27 protein-coding genes, 1 tRNA gene and 1 pseudogene are annotated in these 25,823 nt (G+C 63.2%); 14 read left to right on the top strand and 15 right to left on the bottom strand.

The features are described 5' to 3' along the window. Positions 1–79: 79 nt before the first annotated feature. Positions 80–1,648: pseudogene (locus QHC78_RS19130) on the top strand (phosphocholine-specific phospholipase C); the annotation flags it as partial. Between the two features lie 72 nt (positions 1,649–1,720). Here the strand turns inward: QHC78_RS19130 and QHC78_RS19125 are convergent. Beyond that, positions 1,721–2,500: an IclR family transcriptional regulator gene (locus QHC78_RS19125; RefSeq protein ID WP_319747403.1), complete on the bottom strand. Its 780-nt coding sequence runs from the start codon at positions 2,498–2,500 to the stop codon at positions 1,721–1,723. A gap of 80 nt (positions 2,501–2,580) precedes the next feature. Between QHC78_RS19125 and QHC78_RS19120 the strand changes: the two genes are divergently transcribed. From QHC78_RS19120 to QHC78_RS19090, 7 genes are all read left to right on the top strand, one after another. Further along, a complete protein-coding gene (locus QHC78_RS19120) occupies positions 2,581–3,948 on the top strand; it encodes an aromatic ring-hydroxylating oxygenase subunit alpha (RefSeq protein ID WP_319747402.1) in 1,368 nt (455 codons plus the stop codon). Beyond that, positions 3,945–4,448 carry an aromatic-ring-hydroxylating dioxygenase subunit beta gene (locus QHC78_RS19115; protein WP_319747400.1) on the top strand — a complete coding sequence of 168 codons (504 nt, stop codon included), beginning with the start codon at positions 3,945–3,947 and terminating at the stop codon, positions 4,446–4,448. Before QHC78_RS19120 ends, QHC78_RS19115 begins: the two co-directional genes overlap by 4 nt. Before the next feature lie 60 nt (positions 4,449–4,508). Next, complete coding sequence (locus QHC78_RS19110) at positions 4,509–6,077, top strand: UbiD family decarboxylase (protein WP_319747398.1); 1,569 nt, start codon at positions 4,509–4,511, stop codon at positions 6,075–6,077. Positions 6,078–6,143: 66 nt separating this feature from the next. Next, positions 6,144–7,196, top strand: coding sequence for a Bug family tripartite tricarboxylate transporter substrate binding protein (locus QHC78_RS19105; protein WP_319747397.1), 1,053 nt, complete (start codon positions 6,144–6,146; stop codon positions 7,194–7,196). After that, positions 7,193–8,188 (top strand): Bug family tripartite tricarboxylate transporter substrate binding protein, encoded by a 996-nt coding sequence (locus tag QHC78_RS19100; RefSeq protein WP_319747395.1) that lies wholly within the window; start codon positions 7,193–7,195, stop codon positions 8,186–8,188. Before QHC78_RS19105 ends, QHC78_RS19100 begins: the two co-directional genes overlap by 4 nt. Continuing rightward, positions 8,185–9,006: a class II aldolase/adducin family protein gene (locus QHC78_RS19095; RefSeq protein ID WP_413816492.1), complete on the top strand. Its 822-nt coding sequence runs from the start codon at positions 8,185–8,187 to the stop codon at positions 9,004–9,006. The genes QHC78_RS19100 and QHC78_RS19095 overlap by 4 nt, the downstream gene beginning before the upstream one ends. Before the next feature lie 3 nt (positions 9,007–9,009). Beyond that, complete coding sequence (locus QHC78_RS19090) at positions 9,010–9,990, top strand: ketopantoate reductase family protein (RefSeq protein ID WP_319747392.1); 981 nt, start codon at positions 9,010–9,012, stop codon at positions 9,988–9,990. Between the two features lie 52 nt (positions 9,991–10,042). On the opposite strand, the gene QHC78_RS19085 is transcribed toward QHC78_RS19090, so the two are convergent. From QHC78_RS19085 to QHC78_RS19035, 11 genes are all read right to left on the bottom strand, one after another. Next, positions 10,043–10,390, bottom strand: a complete 348-nt coding sequence (locus QHC78_RS19085) for a DUF2200 domain-containing protein (protein ID WP_319747391.1) — start codon at positions 10,388–10,390, stop codon at positions 10,043–10,045. Between the two features lie 229 nt (positions 10,391–10,619). Further along, positions 10,620–11,555, bottom strand: a complete 936-nt coding sequence (locus QHC78_RS19080) for a LysR family transcriptional regulator (protein WP_319747389.1) — start codon at positions 11,553–11,555, stop codon at positions 10,620–10,622. 50 nt (positions 11,556–11,605) lie between these two features. Further along, the gene (locus QHC78_RS19075) at positions 11,606–12,508 is read right to left on the bottom strand and encodes a polysaccharide deacetylase family protein (protein WP_319747388.1); all 903 of its coding nucleotides are present in this window, start codon (positions 12,506–12,508) and stop codon (positions 11,606–11,608) included. Continuing rightward, on the bottom strand, positions 12,505–13,212 hold the full coding sequence (locus tag QHC78_RS19070) for an isochorismatase family protein (protein ID WP_319747386.1): 708 nt from the start codon (positions 13,210–13,212) through the stop codon (positions 12,505–12,507). The genes QHC78_RS19075 and QHC78_RS19070 overlap by 4 nt, the downstream gene beginning before the upstream one ends. 11 nt (positions 13,213–13,223) lie before the next feature. Then, on the bottom strand, positions 13,224–14,846 hold the full coding sequence (locus QHC78_RS19065) for an FAD-dependent monooxygenase (protein ID WP_319747384.1): 1,623 nt from the start codon (positions 14,844–14,846) through the stop codon (positions 13,224–13,226). Positions 14,847–14,953: 107 nt separating this feature from the next. Further along, entirely contained in the window at positions 14,954–15,946 is a 993-nt protein-coding gene (locus QHC78_RS19060; RefSeq protein WP_319747382.1) for a Bug family tripartite tricarboxylate transporter substrate binding protein, read from the bottom strand. A gap of 44 nt (positions 15,947–15,990) precedes the next feature. Next, positions 15,991–16,800 carry a maleate cis-trans isomerase family protein gene (locus QHC78_RS19055; RefSeq protein ID WP_319747380.1) on the bottom strand — a complete coding sequence of 270 codons (810 nt, stop codon included), beginning with the start codon at positions 16,798–16,800 and terminating at the stop codon, positions 15,991–15,993. A 308-nt stretch (positions 16,801–17,108) separates the two neighbouring features. Next, a tRNA-Leu gene (locus QHC78_RS19050) sits at positions 17,109–17,193 on the bottom strand. A 53-nt stretch (positions 17,194–17,246) separates the two neighbouring features. Further along, positions 17,247–17,714, bottom strand: a complete 468-nt coding sequence (secG, locus tag QHC78_RS19045) for a preprotein translocase subunit SecG (RefSeq protein WP_319747377.1) — start codon at positions 17,712–17,714, stop codon at positions 17,247–17,249. Further along, positions 17,715–18,494 (bottom strand): triose-phosphate isomerase, encoded by a 780-nt coding sequence (gene tpiA / locus QHC78_RS19040; protein WP_319747375.1) that lies wholly within the window; start codon positions 18,492–18,494, stop codon positions 17,715–17,717. A 132-nt stretch (positions 18,495–18,626) separates the two neighbouring features. Next, positions 18,627–19,604 carry an NAD(P)H-quinone oxidoreductase gene (locus QHC78_RS19035; protein ID WP_319747373.1) on the bottom strand — a complete coding sequence of 326 codons (978 nt, stop codon included), beginning with the start codon at positions 19,602–19,604 and terminating at the stop codon, positions 18,627–18,629. Between the two features lie 250 nt (positions 19,605–19,854). Between QHC78_RS19035 and QHC78_RS19030 the strand changes: the two genes are divergently transcribed. The 4 genes from QHC78_RS19030 (at position 19,855) to QHC78_RS19015 (ending at position 22,935) form a co-directional block, all read left to right on the top strand. After that, entirely contained in the window at positions 19,855–20,271 is a 417-nt protein-coding gene (locus QHC78_RS19030) for a RidA family protein (RefSeq protein WP_319747371.1), read from the top strand. Positions 20,272–20,308: 37 nt separating this feature from the next. Beyond that, a complete protein-coding gene (locus QHC78_RS19025) occupies positions 20,309–21,316 on the top strand; it encodes an amidohydrolase family protein (protein WP_319747369.1) in 1,008 nt (335 codons plus the stop codon). A 30-nt stretch (positions 21,317–21,346) separates the two neighbouring features. Continuing rightward, positions 21,347–22,336, top strand: a complete 990-nt coding sequence (locus tag QHC78_RS19020) for a Bug family tripartite tricarboxylate transporter substrate binding protein (RefSeq protein WP_319747367.1) — start codon at positions 21,347–21,349, stop codon at positions 22,334–22,336. Between the two features lie 131 nt (positions 22,337–22,467). After that, a complete protein-coding gene (locus QHC78_RS19015; RefSeq protein WP_319747365.1) occupies positions 22,468–22,935 on the top strand; it encodes a GNAT family N-acetyltransferase in 468 nt (155 codons plus the stop codon). A 14-nt stretch (positions 22,936–22,949) separates the two neighbouring features. Here the strand turns inward: QHC78_RS19015 and QHC78_RS19010 are convergent, their stop codons facing one another. Then, complete coding sequence (locus QHC78_RS19010) at positions 22,950–23,231, bottom strand: hypothetical protein (protein ID WP_319747364.1); 282 nt, start codon at positions 23,229–23,231, stop codon at positions 22,950–22,952. Positions 23,232–23,397: 166 nt separating this feature from the next. Here QHC78_RS19010 and QHC78_RS19005 point away from each other — a divergent pair, with 166 nt between their 5' ends. After that, the gene (locus tag QHC78_RS19005) at positions 23,398–24,600 is read left to right on the top strand and encodes an MFS transporter (RefSeq protein ID WP_319747362.1); all 1,203 of its coding nucleotides are present in this window, start codon (positions 23,398–23,400) and stop codon (positions 24,598–24,600) included. On the opposite strand, the gene QHC78_RS19000 is transcribed toward QHC78_RS19005, so the two are convergent. Beyond that, entirely contained in the window at positions 24,597–24,992 is a 396-nt protein-coding gene (locus QHC78_RS19000; protein ID WP_319747360.1) for a response regulator, read from the bottom strand. The genes QHC78_RS19005 and QHC78_RS19000 overlap by 4 nt on opposite strands. 54 nt (positions 24,993–25,046) lie before the next feature. Next, positions 25,047–25,406, bottom strand: coding sequence for a hypothetical protein (locus QHC78_RS18995; RefSeq protein ID WP_319747358.1), 360 nt, complete (start codon positions 25,404–25,406; stop codon positions 25,047–25,049). Positions 25,407–25,576: 170 nt separating this feature from the next. On the opposite strand from QHC78_RS18995, the gene QHC78_RS18990 reads away from it, so the two are divergent. Continuing rightward, positions 25,577–25,789, top strand: a complete 213-nt coding sequence (locus QHC78_RS18990; RefSeq protein WP_319747356.1) for a hypothetical protein — start codon at positions 25,577–25,579, stop codon at positions 25,787–25,789. Positions 25,790–25,823 lie beyond the last annotated feature (34 nt).

Below are 25,823 nucleotides of genomic sequence, written 5' to 3'. Positions count from 1 at the left end.
GGCGCTTGGCATGAAGACCCCGGCTGAGGCATTTGCATTAGCCGCTTAACCTGAGCAGGTTCTGCTGGGTCAATACACGGCCGGGATCAGCTGGATCTGTTATCAGAACATGCCCGACGAATGGGGCGACAACATGCTGGGCGCTTTCCGGCAGTTCCGCGCCGCCAACCTTGCCTCGGGTTACCCCGTCAGCAGCGGCGGGGCACCCAACTCGCCCTACGCCGACACCGGCCAGCCCCTGCCCTACCATGCCTACGACGCGGCTACCGACAACGCCCGCAACCCTCTGTACAAAGGCGTGGCCAACACCCTGCCCGGCACCCGGCCCGAGAACTACCTGGACGCCTTCCGCCGCGACATCCAGCAAGGCCGTCTGCCGCAGGTATCGTGGATCAGCGCGCCTTCGATCTATTGCGAGCATCCAGGTCCTTCCAGCCCCGTACAAGGCGCGTGGTTCATCCAGGAGGTGCTGGATGCGCTGACAGCCGTACCGGAGGTCTGGAGCAAGACGGTGCTGCTGGTCAACTTCGACGAGAACGACGGCTATTTCGACCATGTCCCGTCGCCATCGCCGCCGTCGCTCAATGCCGATCAGAGCTACGCCGGCAAGTTCACGCTGGCCGAATCGGACATGAAGGCCGAATACTTCACCCAGCCCGCCCCCGACGGCAGCACAACGCAACCGGCTCCCGACCGAGGCGTGTTCGGTCCCGGGCCACGCGTCCCCATGTACGTCATTTCGCCGTGGAGCCGCGGCGGCTGGGTCAACTCGCAAGTCTTCGACCACACTTCGGTGCTGCGCTTTCTGGAAGCACGCTTCGGTGTGCAGGAGCCTCACATCAGTCCGTTCCGCCGTGCCGTTTGCGGCGACCTGACGACCGCCTTCAACTTCGACACCCCGAATACCGAAACCCTGCCTACCCTCAACGGCCGCAGCACACGCACCACCGCCGACCAGCTGCGTGCCGACCAGGAAACCCTGCCGGCCGTCCCGCTGCCGACAGCCATGCAACTGCCGATACAGGCCAGCGGCACAAGGCCGTCGCGCGCCCTGCCCTACGAGCTGCACACCAGTGCCCGCTGCACGACCGACGGCAATGTGGAACTGATCTTCGCCAACACCGGTACGCAGGGGGCCGTGTTCCATGTCTACGACCGCTACAACCTGGGCCGTATTCCCCGGCGCTACGTCGTAGAAGCCGGCAAGACGCTAAGCGACACCTGGAACGCGCGGCAGGACAACCTGGGCCGCTACGACCTCTGGGTACTGGGCCCCAACGGCTACCACCGCCACTTCCAGGGCGATACCGCCCGTATCGGCGATTCCGGTGCCCAGCCGGAAATCCGGGTGTGCTACGACGTTGCCAACGGCAATGTCTACGTCGAGCTCTTGAATGGCGGCACCCAGCCCTGCACGTTCACGGTAAAAGCCCGGGCCTATCGCGCCGACGGCCCGTGGACCGCGACCGTGGCGGCCGGAGCCGCAGAGCACCTGCACTGGGACCTGGCCGATAGCGCCCAGTGGTACGACTTCGCCGTCAGCTGCGACGCCGACGCTTCATTCCTGCGCCGTTTCGCCGGCCGGGTGGAAACGGGTGAGCACCTGGTCAGCGACCCGGCCATGGGCATTGGCAACGAAGCCGGGTAAGCGCTGATCGCGGCGCGGGCCTTTTTGCGGGCGCCGTCCAAGGCCGTGCTCTTCCGAGGAGCACGGCCTTGTTTACGTGGGTCCGGCCCGGTACCCCAGCAAGACTTGCGTATCTTGCACCGCCTTCTTGAGCAGCGTCAGTGTCTTGGCCCGCTGCGCCGGCGCCATGCGCGCCGACAGATCCAGTACCGCCAGGGCGGCACAGATGTGCCCCGTATGGTCGAAGATGGGGGCAGCCAAGGCACAGCAGCCGGCGTAGAACTCGGCTTCGGTCATCGCATAACCGTTCTGGCGCACGGCGGCCAGGCGCTCTGTCAGGCTGCGATCGGGGGCGGATCCGGCACGTTCCTTGGCAGCGATAGGCTCCGTCACGCCGGAAGGCTGGTGAGCAAGAAATACCAGGCCGGTGGCTGACGACCGCAGCGGAACGACAAAACCGACGCGTACCGGCACCGGTACCGCGCACGCCCCCTCGACATTCTTCACGATGGTGGGACCGTAATTGCCCCAAATCGACAAATGCACATGGTGACCGGTAGCCGCCTGCAAGCCCCGCATCGGCCCTTCCGTTACGTCCACCACGTTTGAGTTTTTCAGCGCCGCCAGGCCCAGCTGCAAGGCATAAGGCCCCAGCAGGTAATGGCCGCTGCCATTGCGTGCGAGCACCCCAAGATCGACGAAAGTGGACAGGTACAGATGGGCATTGCTGCGCGCCATGCCTGCCCGTTCGGACACTTCCTTCAGTGACAGAGCGCGGCCGGCTTCTTCGATGGCCCGTACCAGACGAAATCCCACCTCCAGAGACTGGATTTTGCGGGCGCCTGACCTGCGCTCCTCAGGGTTAGTCAGCATATCGGCCCTCAGGCAAGGTGCCTACCATCATTTTTATTAATTAACAAAAGCGATTATACATTATATAACAAGGAGACCCCATGCTCGCCGAAGAGTTGGCTGGCTGTGTCGTCGACGCGGCAGAACAAGGCGTTTTCACCGTGCATCGCGATGTCTATCGGGATCCGGCCATATTCGAGCTGGAGATGCGCTACATCTTCGAACGTTCGTGGGTATTCCTGGGCATCGAAGACCAGATTGCCCAGCCCCACGACTACCTCACAACGTGGATTGGCCGCCAGCCCGTATTGGTGATGCGCGACGGGCAGGGTCGCCTCGGTGCATTCCTGAACACCTGCCGCCACCGGGGCGCGGTGCTGACACAACGGGAGCGCGGCAACGCCCGGGTCCATGTATGCGCGTACCACGCGTGGGCGTTCGACAGCAGCGGGCGGTGCGTCGCCATCAAAGACCACAAGGACGGCTGCTACAGCGACGCGTTCGAACGTGACGGCCACGATCTGGTGCCCGTAGGCCGCATCGCGTCCTATCGCGGCTTGATGTTCGGCAGCCTGAACGCCGACGTGCCCGATCTGGAGGACTATTTGGGAGAAACGCGTTTCTTCCTGGACCTGATCCTGGACCAGAGCCCGGATGGCATCGAGCTGCTGCCGGGTTGCTCGACCTACGTCTACAAGGGCAACTGGAAGCTTCAACTGGACAATGCCCTGGACGGGTATCACCTGACGTCCGTGCACCCCAGCTTCATGAAGATCGTGAAGCAGCGGCAGTCTGGCGAATCCCTCCACAACTTGGCGGCGATCGACTTCGCGGCCTATCGACAGCGCGGAGGCTTCACGTTCGAGTATGGACATGCGGCCGTGTGGACACGCAACCCCCTGCCCCAGATCCGGCCGCTCTATGGCTTGCTGGACGAACTGCGCCAGCGCGTGGGCGAGGCCCGGGCGGACCTGATGCTCGATACGCGCAACCTGGTGCTCTTTCCCAATGTTCAATTTGCGGAAAATGCATCGCTTCAGTTGCGAGTGTTGCGCCCGCTGTCGGTGGATCGCACGGAAATGCGGAGCTACTGCATCGCGCCCAAGGGAGAACCGCCGGCGGCACGCGAACTGCGCCTGAGGCAGTTCGAAGACTTCTTCAACAGCTCGGGGCTCGCCACGCCCGACGACACGACGTGCTACGAAGACTGCCAGACCGGTTACCAAGCTCGCGCGGTGAACTGGACACAAGGCTACGCCCGCGGCATGACCAGCGTGCAAAAAGGTGCCAACGAGCACGCGCAAAAGTTGGCCATACGCCCCGTCACCAGCCAGTATGGCGACGTCTCCATCCAGGACGAGACCGTGTTCCATTCAGCCTACCGGGAATGGCGACGGTTGATGGTCGAAGGAGCGGCAAAAGATCCTCATCCGACACAGGCCATCGCCATGTCCGCGCGAGGTGCATGATGAGTACCGATCACATCTGCGACGCGGCTGCCCTGCTATACCGCGAAGCCGAATTGCTGGACGAGCGCCGCTGGGACGAATGGTTGGCGCTCTTTGCGGTCGACTGCGAGTATTGGGTACCCGCGTGGCGCGACGAGGATGAGCACACGACCAACCCCAAGACAGAGCTGTCGCTGATCTATTACGCAAACCGGGGCGGGCTGGAAGACCGGGTATGGCGCGTTCGGTCCCGGCGCTCGGTCGCCTCGGCGGTACTGCCCCGCACGCAACACGTCATCAGCAATGTGCGCGTGAGCGAGGGCTCTACGCCCGAGCTACTGCACCTGAAATCGAACTGGACCACGCAGCAGTTCCTGCCCAAGGAAAAATTGGTCGAGACCTATTTCGGCCGCTACGAACATGATTGGCGCAAGCAGGACGGCGAATGGCGTATCGCGCGCAAGAAGATTGTGCTGCTGAACGACTATCTGAACGCCAAACTGGATTTCTACAGCCTTTAAGGCACGCGGTTTTCAAGGCTCGCGCAGAAGGGCCACCACAGCACAGTATCGGAGACAACGTTGGCACATATCCCCGACCCCAAGCCGACATCTGGTGCCGGCACCGGATTTCCAGATCTGGAGCGATACAGCCTGGGCAGCTTTCTCCAGTCCCTGCCCGCGGACCAATTGGAAATCCGCGATGGCGCGACAGAACTGACCGAGATCGCCGGCGTGCTGGAGGGCAATCCTCGGGCAGTCCTGTTTCAACGGCCAGCGCGCGAAAGCTTGCCGTTATGCGGCAACGTCTCGGCAAGCCGCTGGCGGCTTGCCCATGCCTTCGGCGCTCGGCCCCAGACCGTTGCCGAGACGATCCTGGAACGTATGCGCCGCCCCGGGGTGGTGGTAGAGGTCGGGAGCGACATTGCCCCCGTCCAGCAGGTCGTTCAGACCGGCGACCAGTGCGACCTGACTACCCTGCCCGTACATCTGCAGCACGGACTGGACGGGGCGCCCTACATTTCGGCGTCCTTGGATTTCAGCCGCGACCCCGCCACAGGCTGGACCAACGTCGGCATGCGCCGCCTCATGTTGCGCGGCCGGCGCACCGCCGGCATAGACTTGGTCGCCCCATCGGACTTGCGGGCCATCTACCTGAGCCATGTAGCCAAAGGCGAGCGCCTGCCGATCGCCTTTGCGATCGGGTCCCATCCCATCGACCACCTGGCCGGCACGCTACGCCTCCCCATGGACGAACTCCAGCTGATGGCGGCCTTGCGCGGCGCTCCCATGGGCGTAGTCAAGTGTGTCACCAATGACTTGCGCGTACCGGCCGACGCCCAATTCGTGATCGAGGGATATCTCGACGAACGGGGTCACGCCGAGCCGGAGGGGCCGTATGGAGAATTCCTGGGCTACTACGGCGTGCTCAAACGCAATCCGGTATTCCACGTGACCGCCATTACACGTCGCCGCAACGCCGTCTTCCAGACCGCCACCATAGGCGGACACGCCATGGCCATGACCGACACGGCCCAGCTGTGTTCGCTGCGTACCGAGCTCATGGTGTGGCGTGGCCTCGAAACGGCGGTCAGGGAGGTAACAGCGGTCTATGTGCCGCCGGCAACAGGCGGTGCTTTCAACGCGCGCGTGGCGATTCGCCAACGCGTAGCCGGCGAGGCGCGCAATGCCATTGCGGCGGTCTTCGCCTCGGCCGCCAATATCAAGCATGTCTTCGTCGTCGACCCTGACATCGACATTTTCAACGACGAACAAATGGACTGGGCCTTGGCGACCCGATTCCAGGCGGATCGCGACCTGGTCGTGCAGTCGGGCCTGCGCGCCATGCCGCTCGACCCCTCCCTGGCCGGCGCGCCGGTCACTGCCAAGGCAGGTTTCGACTTGACCCTGCCCTTGCTGGAGCCAGGCCGTAACCGACCGCTGGAATATCGCGTACCTTCGCCGCCGGTGTTCGACGCCCCGCGCTGCGCGTCGCTGGACGAGGCACTGGCCGGAGGGCCCAAGTACTTCGCGGAACTGATGGCGTCCGCGGGCAGCAAAGACGGCCGCGAGATCGTTCGCTGGCTGGAAGACACAGCCGCCAAGCGCCCCCTTGTCCGCGATGAGGAGGGACGCTACCGATTCGAATAACACCTGCGACAGCGCATCGACCAAAAAATGCGACGACATACCGGGCCCCGCCCCAGGAGGAGACAAATGAGACCTGTGATACCCCGCGCCGCACCGCTGGACGGCGGCGCCCAGCCTTCATCCTTCATGCCCAGTCTTGCCCGCAGTTGCGCCCTGGCCGTGGCCTGCCTTGTGCCGTGGTCCTCCCATGCAGCGCCTGCGGCCACAGAGAGCTTCCCTGAGCGCCCGGTGCGAGTAATCGTGCCCCATACTCCCGGCGGGCTGGTGGATACCTTTACCCGCTACCTGGCTCAAAACCTGGCGACCAAGTGGGGCCGGGCGGTAGTCGTGGAAAACCGGCCTGGCGCGAACCAGGCCATTGCCGCGGAGCTGGTGTCCAAGGCATCGCCCGATGGCTATACGCTGCTGGTCGGCACCCAAACCGGCCTGGTCCTGAATGCGATCGTCCGCGACGATTTGCCATTCGACCCGGTGCGGGACTTCGCTCCGATCACGGGCCTGTTCACCACGCCGTTCTACCTGGTGGTGCATCCCAAAGTACAGGCTCACAGCGTCGAGGAATTGATCGCACTGGCCAAGTCCCGGCCGGGCAAGCTGACCTACGCCTCCATCGGCGTCGGCAGCGCACACCAATTGGCGGGAGAGACGTTCAAAACCCTCACCGGCACGGACATTCTGCACGTGGCCTACAAGGGCAGCGCGCCCGCCATAACGGACTTGCTCGGCGGCCAAGTAGACATGATGTTCGAAGGCGGAGCGTCGTCGCTGCCGAACGTACGCAGCGGCAAACTGCGGGCCCTCGCCTCCACCGGCCCGCACCGCACGGCCGACATGCCGGACTTGCCCACCATCAGCGAAACCGTACCGGGCTTCGACCTGACGGTTTGGATCGGCCTGGTCGCACCGGCCGGCACGCCGCAGGCGGTGGTCGACAAGATCAACCGCGATGCCACCGAGATCCTCAAGCGGCCCGAAACGACCCGGCAGTTCTCCGCCGTCGGCATCGAGGTCATGCCTACCACTCCCACCGAACTCGCCCAGCGCATCCACTCTGAAATCCCACAGTGGACACAGGTCATGCGGGCTGCCGGCATCCGGCCGCAAGGGGGAGACAAATGAGAACCCGGAGGCACATCGCGGGCCTGGCGCTGGCCTGCCTGGCACTCCCTGCTCATGCAGCGACTGCCGACAGCTATCCCTCGAAGCCCATCCAGATCGTCCTGGGCTTTCCACCCGGCGGCAGCACCGACATCCTGGCGCGTCTGGTGGCGCAGCACTTGCAGCAGGCCTGGGACCGTCCAGTCATTGTGGTCAACAAGCCGGGAGCCAGCACCATCATCGCCACCGAATCGGTCGCCAAGGCGCCGCCGGACGGCTATACCCTGCTGGTAGGCGCCAGTAGCGCCATGACGATCAACCCCGTGCTCTACCGCAGTCTTCCCTACGATCCCAAACGGGATTTGTCCCCGGTAGCCATCATGGGAAGCTTCCCGCTGGTCCTGGCGGTGCAGCCCTCGATGAGCGTCAAGACCGTCTCCGAACTGATTACCGCGGCAAAAGCCGCCTCGCCGCCGTTGAACTACAGCTCGGCGTCGACCCTGTTTCAGCTGGCCGGGGAAATGTTCAAACAGATGTCGGGCACCGAGATCACGCATATTCCCTACAAAGGAAGCGTCCAGGCGCTGACGGCGTTGACAACCGGCGATGTCCACATGCTGTTCCTGGACCCCGCGCCGGTCATTACCCAGATGAAGGCCGGCAAGGCCCGTGCCCTGGCGGTTACGTCGGCACGCCGCTGGCCGTTGATGGCCGAAGTGCCCACCATGACGGAATCCGGCGTACCTGGCTATGACTTCGCCAGTTGGATTGCCCTGTTCACCCCCGCCGGCACACCGCCCGATATCGTCACCAAGATCCAGCGCGAGGTATCCCGCATCGTGGAGCTTCCGGAGGTCCGGCAGAGACTGGAGACACTCGGCATCGATGCAGGCGGCCGCGCGTTGGGCATCGAGCCGGCGGACAACACCCCGGCGTCGCTGGCCCGCGTCATCGACGACGAAGCCAAGCGCTTCGCCCAGGTCATCCGCACCGCCAACATCAAGGCTGAATGAGGATCCCCATGAGCGCCACTCCCCACCGACAATCCGGCATGCTGCTGGAAGTCCGGCCCGAAGGGCTGACCATACCCGAACCGCCCCGCTTCCACGACCTGGAGGCCGAACGCTTGCACCGTAAGCAGCGGCTGGCAGCATGCTTGCGCATTTTCTCGCTGCATGGCTTTGATGCCGGGATAGCGGGCCACATCAGCTGTCGCGACCCGATTCTGACCGACCACTTCTGGGTCAACCCCCTGGCCGTCCACTTCAGCCGCGTCAAGGTGTCCGACCTGGTATTGGTGGACCATGACGGCCGTATCGCCGAAGGCCGTCATCCGGTCAACGCGGCGGCGTTCTCCATACACTCGCGCATCCACCGAGCCCGGCCTGACGTCATGGCCGCGGCACATTCGCATTCGCTGTACGGCACTACCTATGCGTCGCTGGGGCAGTTGATTCCGCCCATTACCCAGGAAGCCTGCGTGTTCTACCAAGACCACACCGTCATGCAGGCCTACAACGGCATCGCGTCCGAGCTGTCCGAGGGCGAACTGATCGCGCAAACCCTCGGTGGTACCAAGGCAGTGATCTGCCGCAATCACGGTCTTTTCACCGTGGGTCATACGGTGGAGGAAGCCGTGTTTTGGTTCCTGCGCATGGAGCGCGCGTGCGAACAAACCTTGCTCGCGCTTGCCGCGGGTCGGCCTATCGAGGTGGACGATGCCACGGCCAAGCTCACTGCCAAGCAGATCGGCACGCCCAAGGCCGGCTGGTTCGGCCTGCAACCCCTGGTCGACAAGGTTCTGGCCGAGCAACCCGACCTGCTGGAGTGACCCATGAAGCTGTGTGTATTCGGCGCGGGCGCGATCGGTGGTTTGATCGCCGGTCGTCTCGCGCAGGCCGGCCAGCCGGTATCCGTCGTCGCACGGGGTCCCCATCTGGCTGCCATTCAGCGCGACGGCTTGACCGTACGCTGGGCCGGGGGCGCCTGGAATGGCCGTATCACGGCAACTGCACGGGCAGAAGAACTCGGTGTTCAGGATATCGTCGTCATTGCAGTCAAGACCTGCAGCCTTGCCGCCGCCCTACCCGGCATTGCGCCCCTCGTCGGCCCCGACACGGCGATCGTCCCCGCCATGAACGGTGTCCCGTGGTGGTTCTTTTCCGGCTCGGGCGCCGGACGTTCCCAAACAAGGCTCGACAACCTGGATCCCGACGGCCGTATCGCGGCCGCTCTGCCGGCGCACCAGGTCGTCGGTTGCGTCGTCTATCCGACTGCTCATTTGGCTGCGCCCGGGATCGTTCAGCACACCGGCCGATGGGAAGTCTACCTGGGAGACCCCGACCGAGCCGACTCAAGCCGCTCGCGCGATCTGCATGCGAGGCTGTGCCAGGCCGGCTTCCTAAGCAATCTGACGGACAATATCCGCCTGGAGATCTGGCGCAAGCTGATCGGCAACGCCGCCTTCAATCCGATCAGCGCGCTGACACGCGCCACGCTGGACAAAATGCTGGCCGATGCGGAGGTTTATACGCTGCTAAAAACGCTGATGGGCGAGACGATTGCGGTAGGAAGAGCCCTGGGCTTGGATACCGGCGAAACGCCGGACGCCAGGCTGGAACGCGGGCGCCCGATGGGCAACATCAAGTTCTCGATGCTGCAAGACCTCGAACAGGGGCGGCCCATGGAGCACGAGGCGCTCAGTGGCGCGGTAGCGGCCATTGGCGACCAGGTAGGCGTTCCTACACTCACCATGCATAGCGTCCATGGGCTGATTCGCACATTGGCGGTAAGCTTACAAACCCCGGGGATATGAATCGCGCCGGCTCTTCACGTCCAGCGATGGCCGCCGGCTATTGGCGCGTTCATCACCGCAGAATCTTGTCCAGGGCCTTGCCTTTGGCAAGCTCGTCGATCAGCTTGTCCAGGTAGCGGATCTTCTGCATCAACGGATCTTGCACTTCCTCCACGCGCACCCCGCACACCACGCCCTTGATGAGCGATGCATGGGGATGGATGGCAGGCGCTTGGGCAAAGAAGGTTGCAAAGTCGCTGTGCTGGCGGATCTGCTTGTCCAGCCCCGCCTGGTCGTAGCCGGTGAGCCAGCGGATGACCTGGTCTACTTCATCCTTGGTGCGGCCCTTCCGCTCCGCCTTCTGGACGTACAGCGGATACACCGACGAAAACGGTGTGGTGAAAATTCGATGCTCGGCCATCTTCAGTACTCCCGCAGACGGAGACATGCAGCAGATTTCGGTCGAAGGCACGACAGCCACCATCCTGGCTCCGTGCCGCTCTTGACTATACCTGTGCAGGGATGGCCGGTGATCGGCGGTTGCACGGTGGCGGGCGGCCTTGCGCCGCCGAGGCCGCGCAACGATGTCCGGCAAAGAAGCGCAGACGCCTCCATGCGGCTATCCCCTCCGCCGGCCCAAATCCCACAGTTCAACTCTCTACGCCCGACGCAGGACCCGGCTCATGAATCTCGACTCCCGGGATATCCGCCAGTATTTCGGATAGCGTACATACGAATCTATCCACCGGGGTAGGCAACGATTTATGCCGAGGCCATGCAACGACGACCTTCCGGCGAATAATGGGATCCACTAGCGCCACGCTCCGCAAGATGCCCCCGAACAGCTCCGAGGACAGTGCCATGGGAGGAATGATCGAGAGCCAACCGGGTCGTAGCGTAATGTGCAAAAGACTTTGCAGCGAATCAACCTCTAATTCCGGTCTTAGCGTAATCCCTTGTAATCCGAAATGGGCGTCAATCAGGTTACGCATCGATTTATAGCGCGATGGTAAGACTAACTGCCATTCAGCCAACTCTCGGCCCCCAATGGCTTCCCGTCCCGCCAGCGTATCGCGGTGTCCGACGACTACCAGTGCCTCCGTCGAGACATCGCGAGTCTGCATATTGAGGAGATCCTGGGTCGTACTCAGCAATGCGCAATCGAGGTCTCCTGCGATCAGCCAACTGATCAAATCGCTGCGATAGCCGTCGCGGGACAATACCTCTACTTCCGGATACAGATCGCGGAATCGCTCCAAAGCTCTCGGCATCACGTACTGATGGAACGACGCTTGGGCGCCCACGCATATCTTCCCGCTGAATCGATCCGATCCGCGCGACAATACTGCACTGGCCCGCTCGAGTTCCGTTAATACACGAATGCAATGCCGGTAGAACTCATGGGCCAGGGCGTTCGGCCTTACACCATGGGCATCGCGTGCGAATAGCTGGACGTCGTGGTAAGCCTCGAGCCGCTTAATCTGTTGACTGATGGCCGGCTGAACCACATGCATTCGGCGCGCAGCGCGCGTGATGCTCCCTTCTTCGTAAAGCGCTACAAAGCAGCGTATTTGGCGGATATCCATGCCCGGCACCTAACACAGGAGTAGGGACGCTCCGGCGCAGCGTCCTTGGCTTACCGCATTGGGACAATGCCGGGCTCCAAACTTTCGACATGACTGGCAATCGCCCCCGGCGTCGTAAGCCAAACCCGGTGGCGCTGCGAGGCGATATGCGTCAGGATCCGCCGCAATTGCCTGATTCGATGCGGCTGACCGGTCAAGAACGTGTGCAAGGACAGGCAATATACCATCGGGTACAGTTCCGACTCTTGAAGCTGTTCATCGAATGCATCGATCGCCATCTTGGTGAACTCTTCGTCACTTGCACCCCGATTTACGTAAGCGGGCAGGTCATTGAGCTCCATTGATGGATAGGGAACGGCCAAGATCGGCCCCTGCTCGGTACGAAACCACATGGGCTGATCGTCGAACCACCAGTCCAGCATGTATTTCCACCCCAACTCCTTGAGCAACTCTGGAGTATTCGGGCTCTGTGAAATGAACGGTCCGAGCCAGCCCGCTGGCGGCCTACCTTCATGCCGCTCGAACAATTCCTTCACATCCCTCAACATAGCTCGCTCCGCCTCAGCGGACATGTCCGCCTGGCGCTCGGAGTTGGTTCGCCCATGCCCTACCATTTCATCCCCGCGCTTCCGGCAGGCGTCAAGGACCTCAGGGCACACATCGTAAACCGACCCGTTCGCGAGTACTGCCAACGGAAATTCGAATGCGTCGAACTCCCGGAGTATCCGCCATACTCCTACCCGGTTACCATAGTCGCGATAGGCATATCCCCGGTGATAGGGCGCGGCCGGCATCGACGTAAAGTCGTTGCCAGGGTTCCGCCCGAATTCGAAACCCTCCACGTTAAGCGCAAAGTAGACAGCCAAGCGTTTGCCACCAGGCCACTCATAAACGGGGCGCGAAACGATCGGGCTGTAATCGTACCGGTGGTTGCCGTGCTCGAACTTAATCACTTCGATATCTCCTGGGCGTTTGCATGGCCGAGCTCAGAAAGTGCTTTTAGTAAAGCCTTCGTATCCATGACGTCTGCATACTTTTCGGCCATGTCGTAAAGGTTGACGGCATGCGAAGTCTGATTCCGGTCATAGACAGCGTCTTCGGGAACCGCGACGCGGTAGTTATAGGAAAACGCATCGACGACGCTGCTACGAATGCATCCCGACGTCGCACATCCGGTCACGACCAGCGTATCCGCGCCCGTATTGACTAAGTAGCTGGCCAGCGGGGTGCCGAAGAATGCGCTGGGATGCTTCTTTGGCAAAAGGACATCACCGGCACGCGGAGCGATCGCCTCGACAAACTCGTAGCCCTTGGCGGGAATCTCCATCATGGTCGGGACCTTCTCCGTCAGGCGCCCCTGATCGAAGCCGAATTTGGGCGCCACGTATGGATAGAGGACAGGCCAATTTCTTTCCCGGAACAAAGCCAGCAATTCGGCGATATGACCGATCGCCTGCCATGCGATCTCGCCGCAAGACGTCGCGAACTCCTTGATGGCCAAGTCGAACGGCATGGGACGTGTACCTGCAGTACGGTACTGTACGTCGATGATCAGTAGCGCCGGCCGGTGCCCGAGTCCAGAGGGACGACCAAAACCCGCCGCGCGGGATGCAGCGCGATCCTCCTCCGGGATGATGTGATGCCATATTGTGGACATTCCAGCTCTCCTCAATGTGCCCCGCGAACGGTGTCAATGACGTCGCCAGCCGATTCGGCATCTGCACCTCGCCAAGCGACGTGTCCGTCAGGTCGTACCAATACCAGCGGAGTCTCATACAACTCCGCCGCTCCTGGTTCACCGATTTGTCTAACGATCAGCGGCACACCACGCTGTGCGGCTGCGCGCGTGAACGACTGGGCCTGTTCTATAGCTGCCTGATCGAAAACCAATAGCGTGAAGCCCTTTCCGAAGAGATCGATAATCGAGTGGCCTGGAGCAAGCCAAATGTGAGGAGCCCGTGAACCAGGTCGCGCGGTGGGTACATATGCGGAATAGTCATCGGGGGTCGGGGGCGTGCCATCCGGCTCGCAGATAGGAGAACCTTCGTAGCGATATCCCATCTGCAACCCCCACGATTGCCACTCATATTGAGTAGCGCGCTTCATGTTTTCGCCGATCTCTCTTCGCGCCGCCTCTGCTCGCTTGCTGTCTTCCAGCAAATATTCGCAGCGCCTAGGCGACACCCAGGTCTTGTAGTTGTGCGTTGAATATGCAGCGTTGCGAATCGCCACCGGCTTGCGCTCCTCGGTATAGGAAGCAAGCAACTTCGGACCTCCCCACCCTTCAAGCGTCGCCTGGAGCTTCCAGCCCAGGTCGAATACATCTCCCAATCCGGTATTCATGCCCATGCCACCGGTCGGAGACATGGTATGAACCGAATCTCCTGCAAGGAGTACCCTATCGATTCCATAGCACTCGGCTATCAGCTCTGCGCGTTTCCAGGGCAAGATTGAAATGATCTCGAAGTCGATCTGATCCGTCCCGAGTGCCCGCAGCACCCATGCGCGAGCATCAAAGGAATCCAGATCGAACTTCGAAGCTGATCCGTATACCGTCAGACGCCAAACCTCTCTGCCATCAATTACCGTCACGTTGCCCCACGTTCCCTCCGGGCCAATAAGCAAAAATCGCTCTGCCGCTTCCTTCCCGCATTGCCGAAGCAAGTCCGGGCAGGAGAACAGCACACTCATGGAGTAGTTCAGATGACCTTTGCCCTCCATGCTTATGCCTAACCCAGAACGTATCGTGCTGTTCGCTCCATCACATCCGACCAAGTAATCGGCGTGAATTGTCAAGGAATGCCCCAGCCGGGTATTTTTCGCCCGCAGGCGAACCCCGCTTCCGTCTTGTTCAAAACTCTCGACAGCAGTGTCGACCAGCAATTTGCCATGCCGGCTGTCCCGCAAAGCCATCTTCAGTACGGGGTCAAGCCAATGCTGGGGGCAACGTTGCTTCTTCTCCGGAGACCAATGCGGTAGAGGCATCGCGCCGATGCTCGGATACTCGTCCCGTGCGAGGGTGTGCCCGGAAAGGCTTGTGCAGAACTCGATAGAAAGCGCGAAATCATCGGGGAACCCGCTCTCTCGCACGGCGCGCGCTATTCCCCAGCGGCGGAAAAACTCCATAGTCCGTACAGAAATGAAGCCGGCACGCGGATGGGTAACGTGACCGCTTTCTTTCTCGATTACCAAGCTATCAATCCCACGCCAGGCCAGATCAATTGCCAGGGACAAGCCCACTGGACCAGCACCCACGATGGCCACCGAGGTAGCCAACTCTCTTTCTTTCATAGATTTAGGATTTCAATCAAAACAGCACTACATCGGAGAATGACAAGACTCGAAAAGCCTTCCGGAATTTCGATGGCACGGCTGGCGGCCAGCATATCTTTGTGCAACTACTCCACCGAAACATTGGCTTCCTTTACGACCTGCCGCCACTTCGCGCTCTCTGCAGCGATCGCCTCTGAAAATTGCTGTGGCGTCTCTTCCACCGGCGAGAAGCCCAAGCGAGCAACGTCAGCCCTGACTGCCTGTTGTGTGCTGGCATGGCGGAACGCAGTGTTCAGCTTTTCAAGCACGTCGGCAGGGATTTCCTTAGGCGCCACCAGCCCGAACCATTCCAGCGACTCGAAGCCTGGATAACCGCTTTCTGCCATGGTCGGAAGATCCGGTACCAGCGAGTTGCGCGCCGAGCTTGTGATGGCGATAGGTCGCAAGCCTCCATCGTTCAAATGGGTCAACATGTGGCCAAGAGCCACGAAGGCCATGTCGAGATGATCGCCGGCGAGATCCGTCAGCACCTGCGCATTGCCTTTGTAAGGAACGTGGACCATGTCGATACCGGCCCGCGACTTGAACAGCTCACCAGTCAGGTGAATGATCGACCCAACCCCCGCCGAACCGAAATTCAGACTCCCCGGCTTGGACTTTGCCAGCGCTACGACATCGGCCACCGTATGAACGGGAAGCTTGCTGCTGACCACGAGAACCAATGGTCCTCGCACCGCACGGCTAACCGGTTGGAATGACTTGAGCGGCTCATATGGCAAAGATGAATACAGAGATGGCGCGACAGCCAGCGTGCTTGTCCCTCCCCAGAGCAACGTATAACCGTCGGCCGCGGCGCGCGCCGCGATTCCGCCGCCAAGCGTTCCTCCAGCGCCGGGCCTGTTGTCCACCACTACGCTCTGTCCAAGTTCCGACGTGATAGCGCGAGCGAAAATCCGCGCCGTAACGTCCGTAGGCCCCCCGGGCGCGAACGGCACGATCAAGGTAATTGGACGTTTTGGGTAATCCGTTGCCCAGACTGGGACGCAGACCACCATCGATAAAGCAGCCATCAAAGGAATACGGACGCGGCTACGCCACGCCTGCTTGAAGGCGTTCATGCGACTCTCCTTGTGTTTTCGGTCTGGATGACCGAGTAGATGAACTAGACAGGAATGCGGTTGGCCCACCCGCCGAACAAAGGTTCGTTCGGACGCGGCACCCCCAGGTACTCTTCCCCGCCTGCTGCCCGTACCATTGCCCATGCCAGGCAAAGATTCGACGACAACGTTGGCTTGCCCGTGATGGCAGAAACCTCTATCAGGGCGCGTAATGTAGGCATCCCCGTGCCCGTGAACATAATGGCATCGGCGTCCTGCCACTTCAGCTTACCGAAGGACGACATCACTAGCGGCGTTGTTATGTTGTAGATATCCCGCGTATCGCCGGTGTCCAGATCGACCGAAACGCAATCGACCACGGTCAACCCCATGCCCGTCCAATAGTGCTTGCTCGCCTCGACAAGAAAGGGCGGATACGGAGCAAAAATCGCCACGCGCCGGGCACCAAAGTCTTTCAAGGCTAGCCGCAGTGCCTGTGCGGCGGAAATAATGGGATAGCCGAACCGGTCCGAAGCAGCATCCAGCGCCCGCCGCTCTTGTTCTTCCCCTACAAGATAAGAACTGCCTGTGCAGGCGTAACCGAGAACGTCCAGCTTGGCAGTATCGTAGGCTTCAAGGCTCGCCGGAAGGTTCGTCAGGTAATCCACCAGGCGCCTCCCGGACTCGCTGCGGCTCCCCTGCAGCCGCGTGACTAGCATGGAGAACCCGGGTGGCAGCAGGGCCGAAAGTTCCGGCTCCACGACCGGATTCGCCTGCGGGACGGCAACACCAAGTACAGCGCCACTGCCATACTCGCGCGTGGCCACAACGCTGGTGGAATCGACAAGAGAGGTCGGGGCGGCCGTATTGTTCATGACATTCCTTCGTTCGAAAGCTCGAAGAAATTATCCGCACGACGCTATACCGCAACAATTAACTTCGGTTGATGGCGGGTATCACATGGAAGTCATGGCGTTGCACCATATAGCACACATAGCGGTATATGTGGAACCGCACCCTGTGGCCGCGCATCGCAGGCGCAATACGGGATATATCCGTACTTAGACTCTTGCTTGGGAGGTCGATCGGAGGTGGAACTTCCCTTCCAGAAACGAAAAACCCGCGATCTCCTAGTAGAATCGCGGGTTTCGTAGACTTCTTGGTACTGCTCGATACTGTATCCTGGTGCCGTCGGCGAGACTCGAACTCGCACAGCTTTCGCCACTACCCCCTCAAGATAGCGTGTCTACCAATTCCACCACGACGGCTTGCGTGAGCCCGCTAGTATATAACATTTTGCGGGCCCGATAACGGCATCGTTTTAGTTTTTGGGCGCTTCCGGCGTAGCAGGCGCGGTAGGCGCAGCCGGGGCATTCTGGGGCGCCGGCGTGCTTTCAGGAGCGGGGGCCGGCGTCTCGGCCGCAGGGGGCGCGGAGGGAACGGTGGGCACCGAAGCGTCCGGCGCCGCCGGGGCAGGCGCCGTGCCGGGCACGGCGGGCACCGACAGGTCGGGCTGGTTTTCCATCACGCCGCCCTCGGGCACGGACGATGCCGGGCGGCCCAGGTAGGCCAGCGCGGCCGTGGTAATGAAAAAGACCACCGCCGCCCACTTGGTGGTGCGCGACAGGAAGTTGGCTGCGCCGGCGGCGCCGAACAGGCTGCCGGCCGACCCGCCGCCGAAGGCTGAGCCCATGTCGGCCCCCTTGCCCTGCTGCAGCAGTACCAGGACGATGATCGTCAATGCGGAAACGACCTGCACGATGAGCAGGACAGTCAGTAGTACGGACATTCAAGCACTCCGGGTTGTCGCGCCCGCCTCGGCGATGCGCAGGAATTCTTCGGCCACGAGCGAGGCGCCCCCGATCAGGCCGCCGTCGATATCGGGCATGGCGAACAACGAAGCGGCATTGGCCGCCTTGACGCTGCCGCCGTAAAGCAGCCGCACGCCCGGGCATCCGGCCTGGGCGACCGCGGCGCGCATCGCGGCATGCACTTCCTGAGCCTGTTCAGGGCTGGCCGTCTTGCCGGTGCCGATGGCCCAGACCGGTTCGTAGGCCAGGACCAGGGCAGCCACTGCTTCCTTGCCCAGGGCCAATACCGGCGCAAGTTGCTCGCCGATGACGGCCAGCGTACGGCCCGCTTCCCGTTCGGCCAGGGTTTCGCCCACGCAGACGACGGGCGTCAGGCCGGCGCCCAGCGCGGCCTTGGCTTTTTCCGCGACCAGCTGGCTGGTCTCGCCATGCATGGCGCGGCGCTCGGAATGCCCCACCAGCACGTAGCGGCAGCCGAATTCGGCCAGCATCGCGCCCGAGACCTCGCCGGTATAGGCGCCCTGATCGTGGACGCTGAGATCTTGCGCACCCCAGGCGATGTCGGAGTCGGTCAGTGCCGATTCGGCCTGGGCCAGATAGGGAAACGGCACGCAGACGCCCACGTCGCATGCCGCGGCATGGGACGACTGGTTCCAGCCGCTGCGAATGGCCGCGAGCAGTTGCCCATTGGCAGCCAAGCTGCCGTGCATCTTCCAATTGCCGAGCACCAGGCGGCGGATTTTCTGTGTTGTGGTCATCGACAGGAATCGAAAAACGCCCGCGCAGCCAACATATAGGCTCGGGCAAAATATCGATTGTATCGGCTTCTGGCCCGACTCTGCACCGGTCCGGGCAAACCCCTGCGTTTTGCCGGGTGTGCCCGACGGATTTCAGACGGTGAGCACGATCTTGCCCACGTGCTGGCCCGACTCCATCAGGGCGTGCGCCCGGGCTGCCTCGCGCAGCGGGAAGGTCGCGTAGACGACAGGCTTGAGCCGCCCCGACTCGAACAGCGGCCACACGTTCTGGCGCAACGCGGCCGCCACCTCGCCCTTGAACTGGGCGGACCGGGGCCGGAGCGTCGAACCGGTGATCGTCAGGCGCCGGCTCAGTACCTTGCCAAAATCGATTTCCCCGCGCACGCCGCCCAGCAACGCGATCAGTACGATACGGCCGTCATCGGCCAGACACTGGATGTCGCGCGCCACGTAGTCGCCGGCGACCATGTCCAGGATCACATCCACCCCGCGTCCGTCGGTCAGCCGCTTGATTTCCTGTACGAAATCCTTGGTGCGGTAATTGATGCCGGCGGTCGCGCCCAGCTTTTCCACGGCGGTGACCCGCTCGTCGCTGCCCACGGTGGCGTATACCGGGTGGCCCAGCGCCCTGGCCAGTTGCACGGCGGTGGTGCCGATGCCACTGGCCCCGCCATGCACCAGCAGCGACTCGCTGCCGGACAGCCGGCCCCGCATGAAGACGTTGCTCCACACCGTGAAGTAGGTTTCCGGCAGACCGGCAGCTTCCACCGGGCCCAGCCCCGCGGGCACGGGCAGGCACTGGGTGGCCGGCACGGTGCAGTATTCGGCATAGCCGCCGCCGTTGACCAAGGCGCAGACCGGGTCGCCCACGGCAAAGCCGGCGGCGCCGTCGCCCAGCGCCGCGACCGTCCCGGCCACTTCCAGCCCGGGCAGATCGGAGGCCCCGGGCGGCGGAGGATAAGTGCCGCGGCGCTGCGCGACATCCGGCCGATTGACGCCCGCCGCCGCAATCTTGATGAGGATTTCGCCGGGACCCGGCTGGGGAATCGGGCGTTCGGCAGGCTGCAGCACTTCAGGCTCGCCTGGGCGAGTGATTTCTATGACGATCATGGACGGGTTCCCCATAGGAAGCAGATAGGCATAAAACGGGATCATGATATACGGCTATCCCCTGGGCGCGCCCACGGGCGGCGGCGGGCCGGTGCCCAGCTACGCCGGTGATGTACCACCCCATAGCCAAATTGAATACCAGTTCCCCAGAAATTCATTCTTCTTTCATAGAAGTATTCCCTAGACTCTACGCGTTCCCCTAGCCACCGTCCCGTACCCCGGGACGCCGTACCAGGAAAAGAGAGAAACCATGACGACCCAAGCCAATGTCGTGGCCGGCAAGGCCACCCCGCGGGGCAAATATCCCCATATCAAGCGCGCAGGCGACTTCCTGTTCGTTTCCGGCACCAGCTCGCGCCGGCCCGACAACTCTTTCGCCGGCGTGGAGGTCGATGCGCTGGGCACGACCAAGTTCGATATCGGGGCCCAGACGCGCGCCGTCCTGGAAAACATCTGCGACATCCTCGCCACTGCCGGCGCCTCGCTGTCGGATGTAGTCGAAATTACGACCTTCCTCGTCGACATGGCGGACTTCGGCGGCTACAACCAGGTCTACGGCGAGTTCTTCGACTACGACGGCCCCGCCCGCACCACGGTGGCCGTCCACCAGCTTCCGCACCCTCACTTGCGCATCGAGATCAAGGCCGTGGCCTACAAGCCCCTCTGAGCCGCCGCCATACAACGAGACTTCATCAGGTTCCATCATGAAAATCGATATGCACGCACACCACTTCCCGCGCATCTCGCAGGAAGAAGCAGCCGCCTTGAGCGTCGAGCGCGCTCCCTGGCTGCGCGTGGACGAAGGCGGCAAGACCGGCCAGATCATGCGCGCCGACAAGCCGTTCCGCCCGGTCTACGACGCCCTGTGGGACCCGCAGGCACGGCTGGCCGAAATGGACGCGCAGGGAGTGGACATCCAGATCACCTGTGCCACGCCCATCATGTTCGGCTATGAATTCGCCACCGACAAAGTCATGCCCTGGGCCCAGCGCATGAACGATCTCGCCCTGGAGTTCTGCGCGGCCGCGCCCAAGCGGCTGGTGCCGCTGGCACAGGTGCCGCTGCAGGACGTCGACGCTGCGTGCCGGGAAGCCTCCCGCGCCAAGGCCAGCGGCCACCATGGAGTGCAGATCGGTAACCACCTGGGCGACCGCGACCTGGACGACGAAGGCCTCGTGACCTTCCTGCAGCACTGCGCGAACGAGGGCATCCCGCTGCTGGTCCACCCCTGGGACATGATGGGCGGCAACCGCATGAAAAAGTGGATGTTGCCGTGGCTGGTCGCGATGCCGGCGGAAACGCAGCTCGGCATCCTGTCGCTGATCCTATCGGGTGCCTTCGAACGTATTCCCGAATCGCTGAGGATCTGTTTCGCGCACGGCGGCGGCTCGTTCGCCTTCATGCTTGGCCGCGTGGACAACGCGTGGAAGCATCGCGACATCGTGCGGCAGGACTGCCCGCGCCCGCCCTCGGAATACGTCAAGCGATTCTACGTAGACTCGGCCGTGTTCGATCCGGGCGCGCTGCGGCTGCTGGTTGACGTGATGGGCACCGACCGCATCATGTTGGGTTCGGACTATCCGTTCCCGCTCGGCGAACAGTCCATCGGCAAGCTGGTAGCGGAGCAGCCGGGGCTGAGCGACGCCGACCGGCGCGCCATATGCGCCGGCAACGCCGTCGAGTTCTTCGGCCTGCAGGCTTTGGTCGGCTGACCGCCGTTTTCCCACCCAGAAGGAACTGCCATGACACTCGTGACCAGACTGTGGCGCGCATCGGCCGCCTTGACCGTCGGCCTGTCCCTCGCGGGACTCGCCGCTCCCGGCGTGCGGGCGCAATACCCCGACCGGCCGATCCGGCTGGTCGTGCCGGCTCCGCCGGGCGACGGTTCGGACCAGTTGGCGCGCAGTGTCGGCAAGGCCATGGGCGATGCCCTGGGGCAGAGCCTGGTGGTGGAAAACAAACCCGGCGCCGGCGGCAGCATCGCCTCGGACATCGTCGCCAAGGCGCCGCCCGACGGCTACACCGTGCTGCTGGGCAACGCCAGCTCGCACGCCGTCACGCCCGGCCTGTACAGCAGGCTGCCCTATGACGCGGCCAAGGATTTCACGGCGGTGACGCTGCTGGCCAGCGCGCCCAACGTACTGGTCATCAATCCCTCGCTGCCGGCGAAGAACATCGGCGAGTTCATCGCCTACGCGCGCGCCCATCCCGGCAAGCTCAACGTCGGCTCCGGCGGCAACGGCAGCCTGTCGCACCTGTCGGCCATCCTGTTCAACTCGATGGCGGGCGCCGATATCCCCCACGTGCCCTACAAGGGCGCCGCGCCTGCGGTCACGGCTGTCATGGCGGGCGAGATCTCGGCATTGCTGATCAATATCCCGACCGTCTCGCAGCAGATCCAGGCGGGCAAGCTTCGCGCGCTGGCGGTCAGCAGCCTCGCCCGTTCGCCGCAATTGCCCGATGTTCCCACCCTGGACGAAGCAGGACTCAAGGGCTACAACACGGAAGCCTGGTTCGGGCTGTTCGTGCCGGCGCAGACGCCGGCGCCGGTGATCGCCAGGCTGCAGGCCGCCGCCGCGGACGCCCTCAAGAGCGAAGCTGTACTGAACCATATCAAGACCATGGGCGCGGTGCCCAAGGCGCTGGCCGGCCCGGCGTTCGCGGAGTTCGTTCGCACCGAAGCGGCGAAATACCGGGCCATCATCAAGCAAGCCGACGTGCGGATCGACTAAGCTAGAGCCTTTGCCAACCGAACCCGCCGCGGCCGTCCGTTCCGCGGCCGTATCGCCAGCATGAACCGACCCGTCACACCCGACTCCTCCCGCCCCGCCCCCACCCGCGCCGCATCTGGGCGGGTGTCCGCATGACGCGGCCTGCCATTCGCTTGGTGATCGGGACGTGGAGCGAGTTGCAACACGATGCCGCGCCGATCCGCCAAGCCGTCTTCATCGATGAACAAGCCGTTCCGCGCGAACTGGAATACGACGCGGCGGATGCCGTCTCGCTGCATGCCGTCGCCTATGATGCCTCTGGCACACCAGTGGGAACCGGGCGGCTGCTGCCCGATGGCCACATCGGCCGCATGGCGGTACATCGCCGGGCGCGCGGGCTGGGCGTGGGCGGCGCGATACTCGACGCGTTGATCGAAGAGGCCCGCCGGCGAGGACACGTGCGCTTGCTGCTGCATGCGCAGACCCGCGCCCAGCCGTTCTACGAAACTCGCGGATTCCGGGCCGAAGGTGATGAATTCCTAGAGGCAGGCATCGTCCACGTCCTCATGGCCCTCCACCTGCCGGCCGGGCCGCAGGCTACGTCGACGGACCAGGCTTGAACACCCCTCCCCCGTTACGACTTGCCCCGACAGACGAAATCCTCGGGCCCAAGGCGCGTTACCGGCCCCTGGCGGCCCGCCGCCACCGTCGTAGCCACATCGTGGATTTCCGCCTGTCCTGCCAGATAGGCCGTCAGGAGATGATCGACGCGATCGTCTGGCGCGCCGAAGCGGGTGCGCAGCACCTGCGCGTCGACTTCGAAGACTTGCGGACCGCGCGTCTCGTGGAAAAGGGTGAAGCGCACGCCGCTCTTGGTGGCCAGCGGCGTCGCTCCGGCAGCAAGTCGATGCGGCATGGCGTGCCTCCGATATTCTGCTGTTCGCGTTGTCGTTCTTCTTTCGAGCTTTCCTTATACGCCAGCACGTCGCCGAACACCATCGGCTGCCGCCCTGGCGCCGTGCCCTGCTGCAAGCCGCATTCCCGGACGGGACCTGCCCTGTCAGGCGCCTAGCCACAAAAACATGAAAACCGAGACTTCCTCCGCCCTCTCCCCCGCCGTGTCGCCAGCGATAGCGCTGCTCGGCATCTTGCTCGTGGCCGCCACGTTGCGCGCCCCGCTGACCGGTATCGGACCGCTGCTGGGGCACATCCGCGCCTCGACCGGCCTGGATGCCGGCAGTGCCGGCCTGCTCAACACCTTGCCGCTGCTGGCCTTCGGCGTGTTTTCGATACTGGCGCCCGTGGCAGGGCGCCGCCTTGGCCTCGAGCGCACGCTGTTCCTCGCCATGGCCGGCCTGTCCGCCGGCATCCTCATGCGCTCGATGCCCGGCATCGCACCGCTGTTCCTCGGCACACTGATAGGCGGCATCGCCATCGCCGTCGGCAACGTCATGGTGCCGGCCCTGGTCAAGCGCGAGTTTCCCCAGCGCATCGCCCCGCTCACCGGCCTCTATTCCGTCGTCATGACCCTGGCCTCCGGCACCGCCGCGGGCATCGCCGTACCGCTGGCCGACGCCCTGCCCGGCGGCTGGCGCAGTTCGCTGGCCTGCGTGCTGATCCTAACCGTCCCGGCGGCCGTGGTGTGGCTGGCTCGCGCGCGCCATGCCGCCGCCAGCCCCATCGCCGAACCGGGAAGCCCGGGCGCTCCCGTCAACGTCTGGCGGTCGTGGCTGGCCTGGCAAGTAACGCTCTTCACCGGCATCCAGGCTTTCAATTTCTACATCCTGGTGGCCTGGCTGCCCTCCATGCTGCACGAAACCGGCATGAGTCCAACACAGGCGGGATGGATGGTGTCGCTGCTGCAATTGGCCGCGCTGCTCGGCAACATCGCTACCTCGACCTTCTCGGGCCGCCTGCGCGACCAGAAAGGCCTCGGGCTGACCATATCGCTGCTATGCCTGATCGGCTTTGCCGGCATGGCGCTCTATCCGGCCTGGACCGTCGTCTGGATATGCATAGGCGGGGCGGGACTGGGCGGCAGCCTGGTATTGTCGCTGGCCTACATCAGCTTGCGCGCCGCCTCCACGCACCAGGCCGCATCCTTGTCCGGAATGGCGCAAAGCCTCGGCTACCTGATCGGGGCCGCCGGCCCGGTCGTATGCGGCGTCCTGCGCGACGCCACGGGCAGCTGGCTGCCGGCCTTGTGGCTCATGGTGACCATGGCGGGCATACAGGCCTGGGTAGCGTACGGCGCCGGGCGGTCCCGGACGGTCAGCGACGCCTAGCGGCCGCTGGTCGAGGGCGCCGGCTGGTGCTCGGCAATCAGCGCCAACAATTTTTCCACGTCCACCGGCTTGGTCAGATAGTCGTCGAAACCGTGGGCCAGGGCTTCTTCCTGCCCGAAAGCCGCACTGCGGCCGGTCACCGCGATGAGCGTCACGGGCTGCAGGTGGGACATATCCCGGATCATGGTCGCGACTTCCAGCCCGTTGGGCGACGGCATGTCGATGTCGAGAATCACCACGTGGGGCCGCCACGCCAGCGCCACTTCCATCGCGGCCGATCCGCCGCCGACAAATTTGACATCATGAAACCGACCGCATGCTTCGGCCAGCGCTTCAGCGGCACTGACGTAGTTGTCCACCACCAGCACCCGGCAAGACCTGTTCTGTCCCACTCCGTCCTCCTGTCGTTCCCGCCAGGGAAGCGTGGCGCCCATGCGGCGGCGACCTCACTCGGCGGCACTACCCGCGGGGGGATGCTCGCCGGGCTCCTCGTTGTCCAGCAGCAGACACAGGGCCGTCGGCTCCTGAGCCAGCGGCGGCAAGGCGGAAGCCGCCGTGAAAAAGCGGTGCAACGACGCGTAAGCCAGTTTTGCCGCCACGTCTTGCAGCAGTTTTTCCGTCGTCAGGAAGCCTGCGGCGCGCAGCCCATCCACGTCCAGATGGTAGGCCAGTTCGCCGTCGTCCGACGCAATGCTACCGATTCTTACCACCTTGCCGGCCGGGTCCCGCGCGTATACCCCGTATCCCGACACACAAAGCTGGTATTGGCAATGCGGGGCGGTCCCATCCTCGGCGTAGTAAGGCATGCCGCTTCTCCAATCGGGAATTCGCCGAGGGGGACAGCAAATCGCGTACCCGCAGAAGCCGCCGCCGCTCCCGTCCTAGCCAGGCTCACGGAAACGGTCTATAACGAAGGAAGTATCGAGTACTCGTGGTGCCCGGCGCCCTTCGGCCCGCCGGACCGCAAAGCTTCCCTATGAAAAACATACTCCAGTACATGCGCCAGCTCAGGCAGCGCCGGCTCGCGGCCTTCGAGCTATCCCTACCCAACCGCACGAGCGACGACCCCTACGACGGCGATCTTCGCCAGCTGTCGTTGAACTACGCGCCCAACGGTGAGATCGATGCGCGCGCGCTGCGGCGAAGGCTCGCCGAACTGGAATATCTGGAATACGACGACGAGCTGTGATGGCGGCGGTACCGGGGCAAGACGCCGGCGTGCT

The organism is Pigmentiphaga sp., assembly GCF_033795525.1.
Taxonomy (GTDB): Bacteria; Pseudomonadota; Gammaproteobacteria; order Burkholderiales; family Burkholderiaceae_B; genus Pigmentiphaga.
This window is presented reverse-complemented; position numbering and strand designations above follow the sequence as displayed.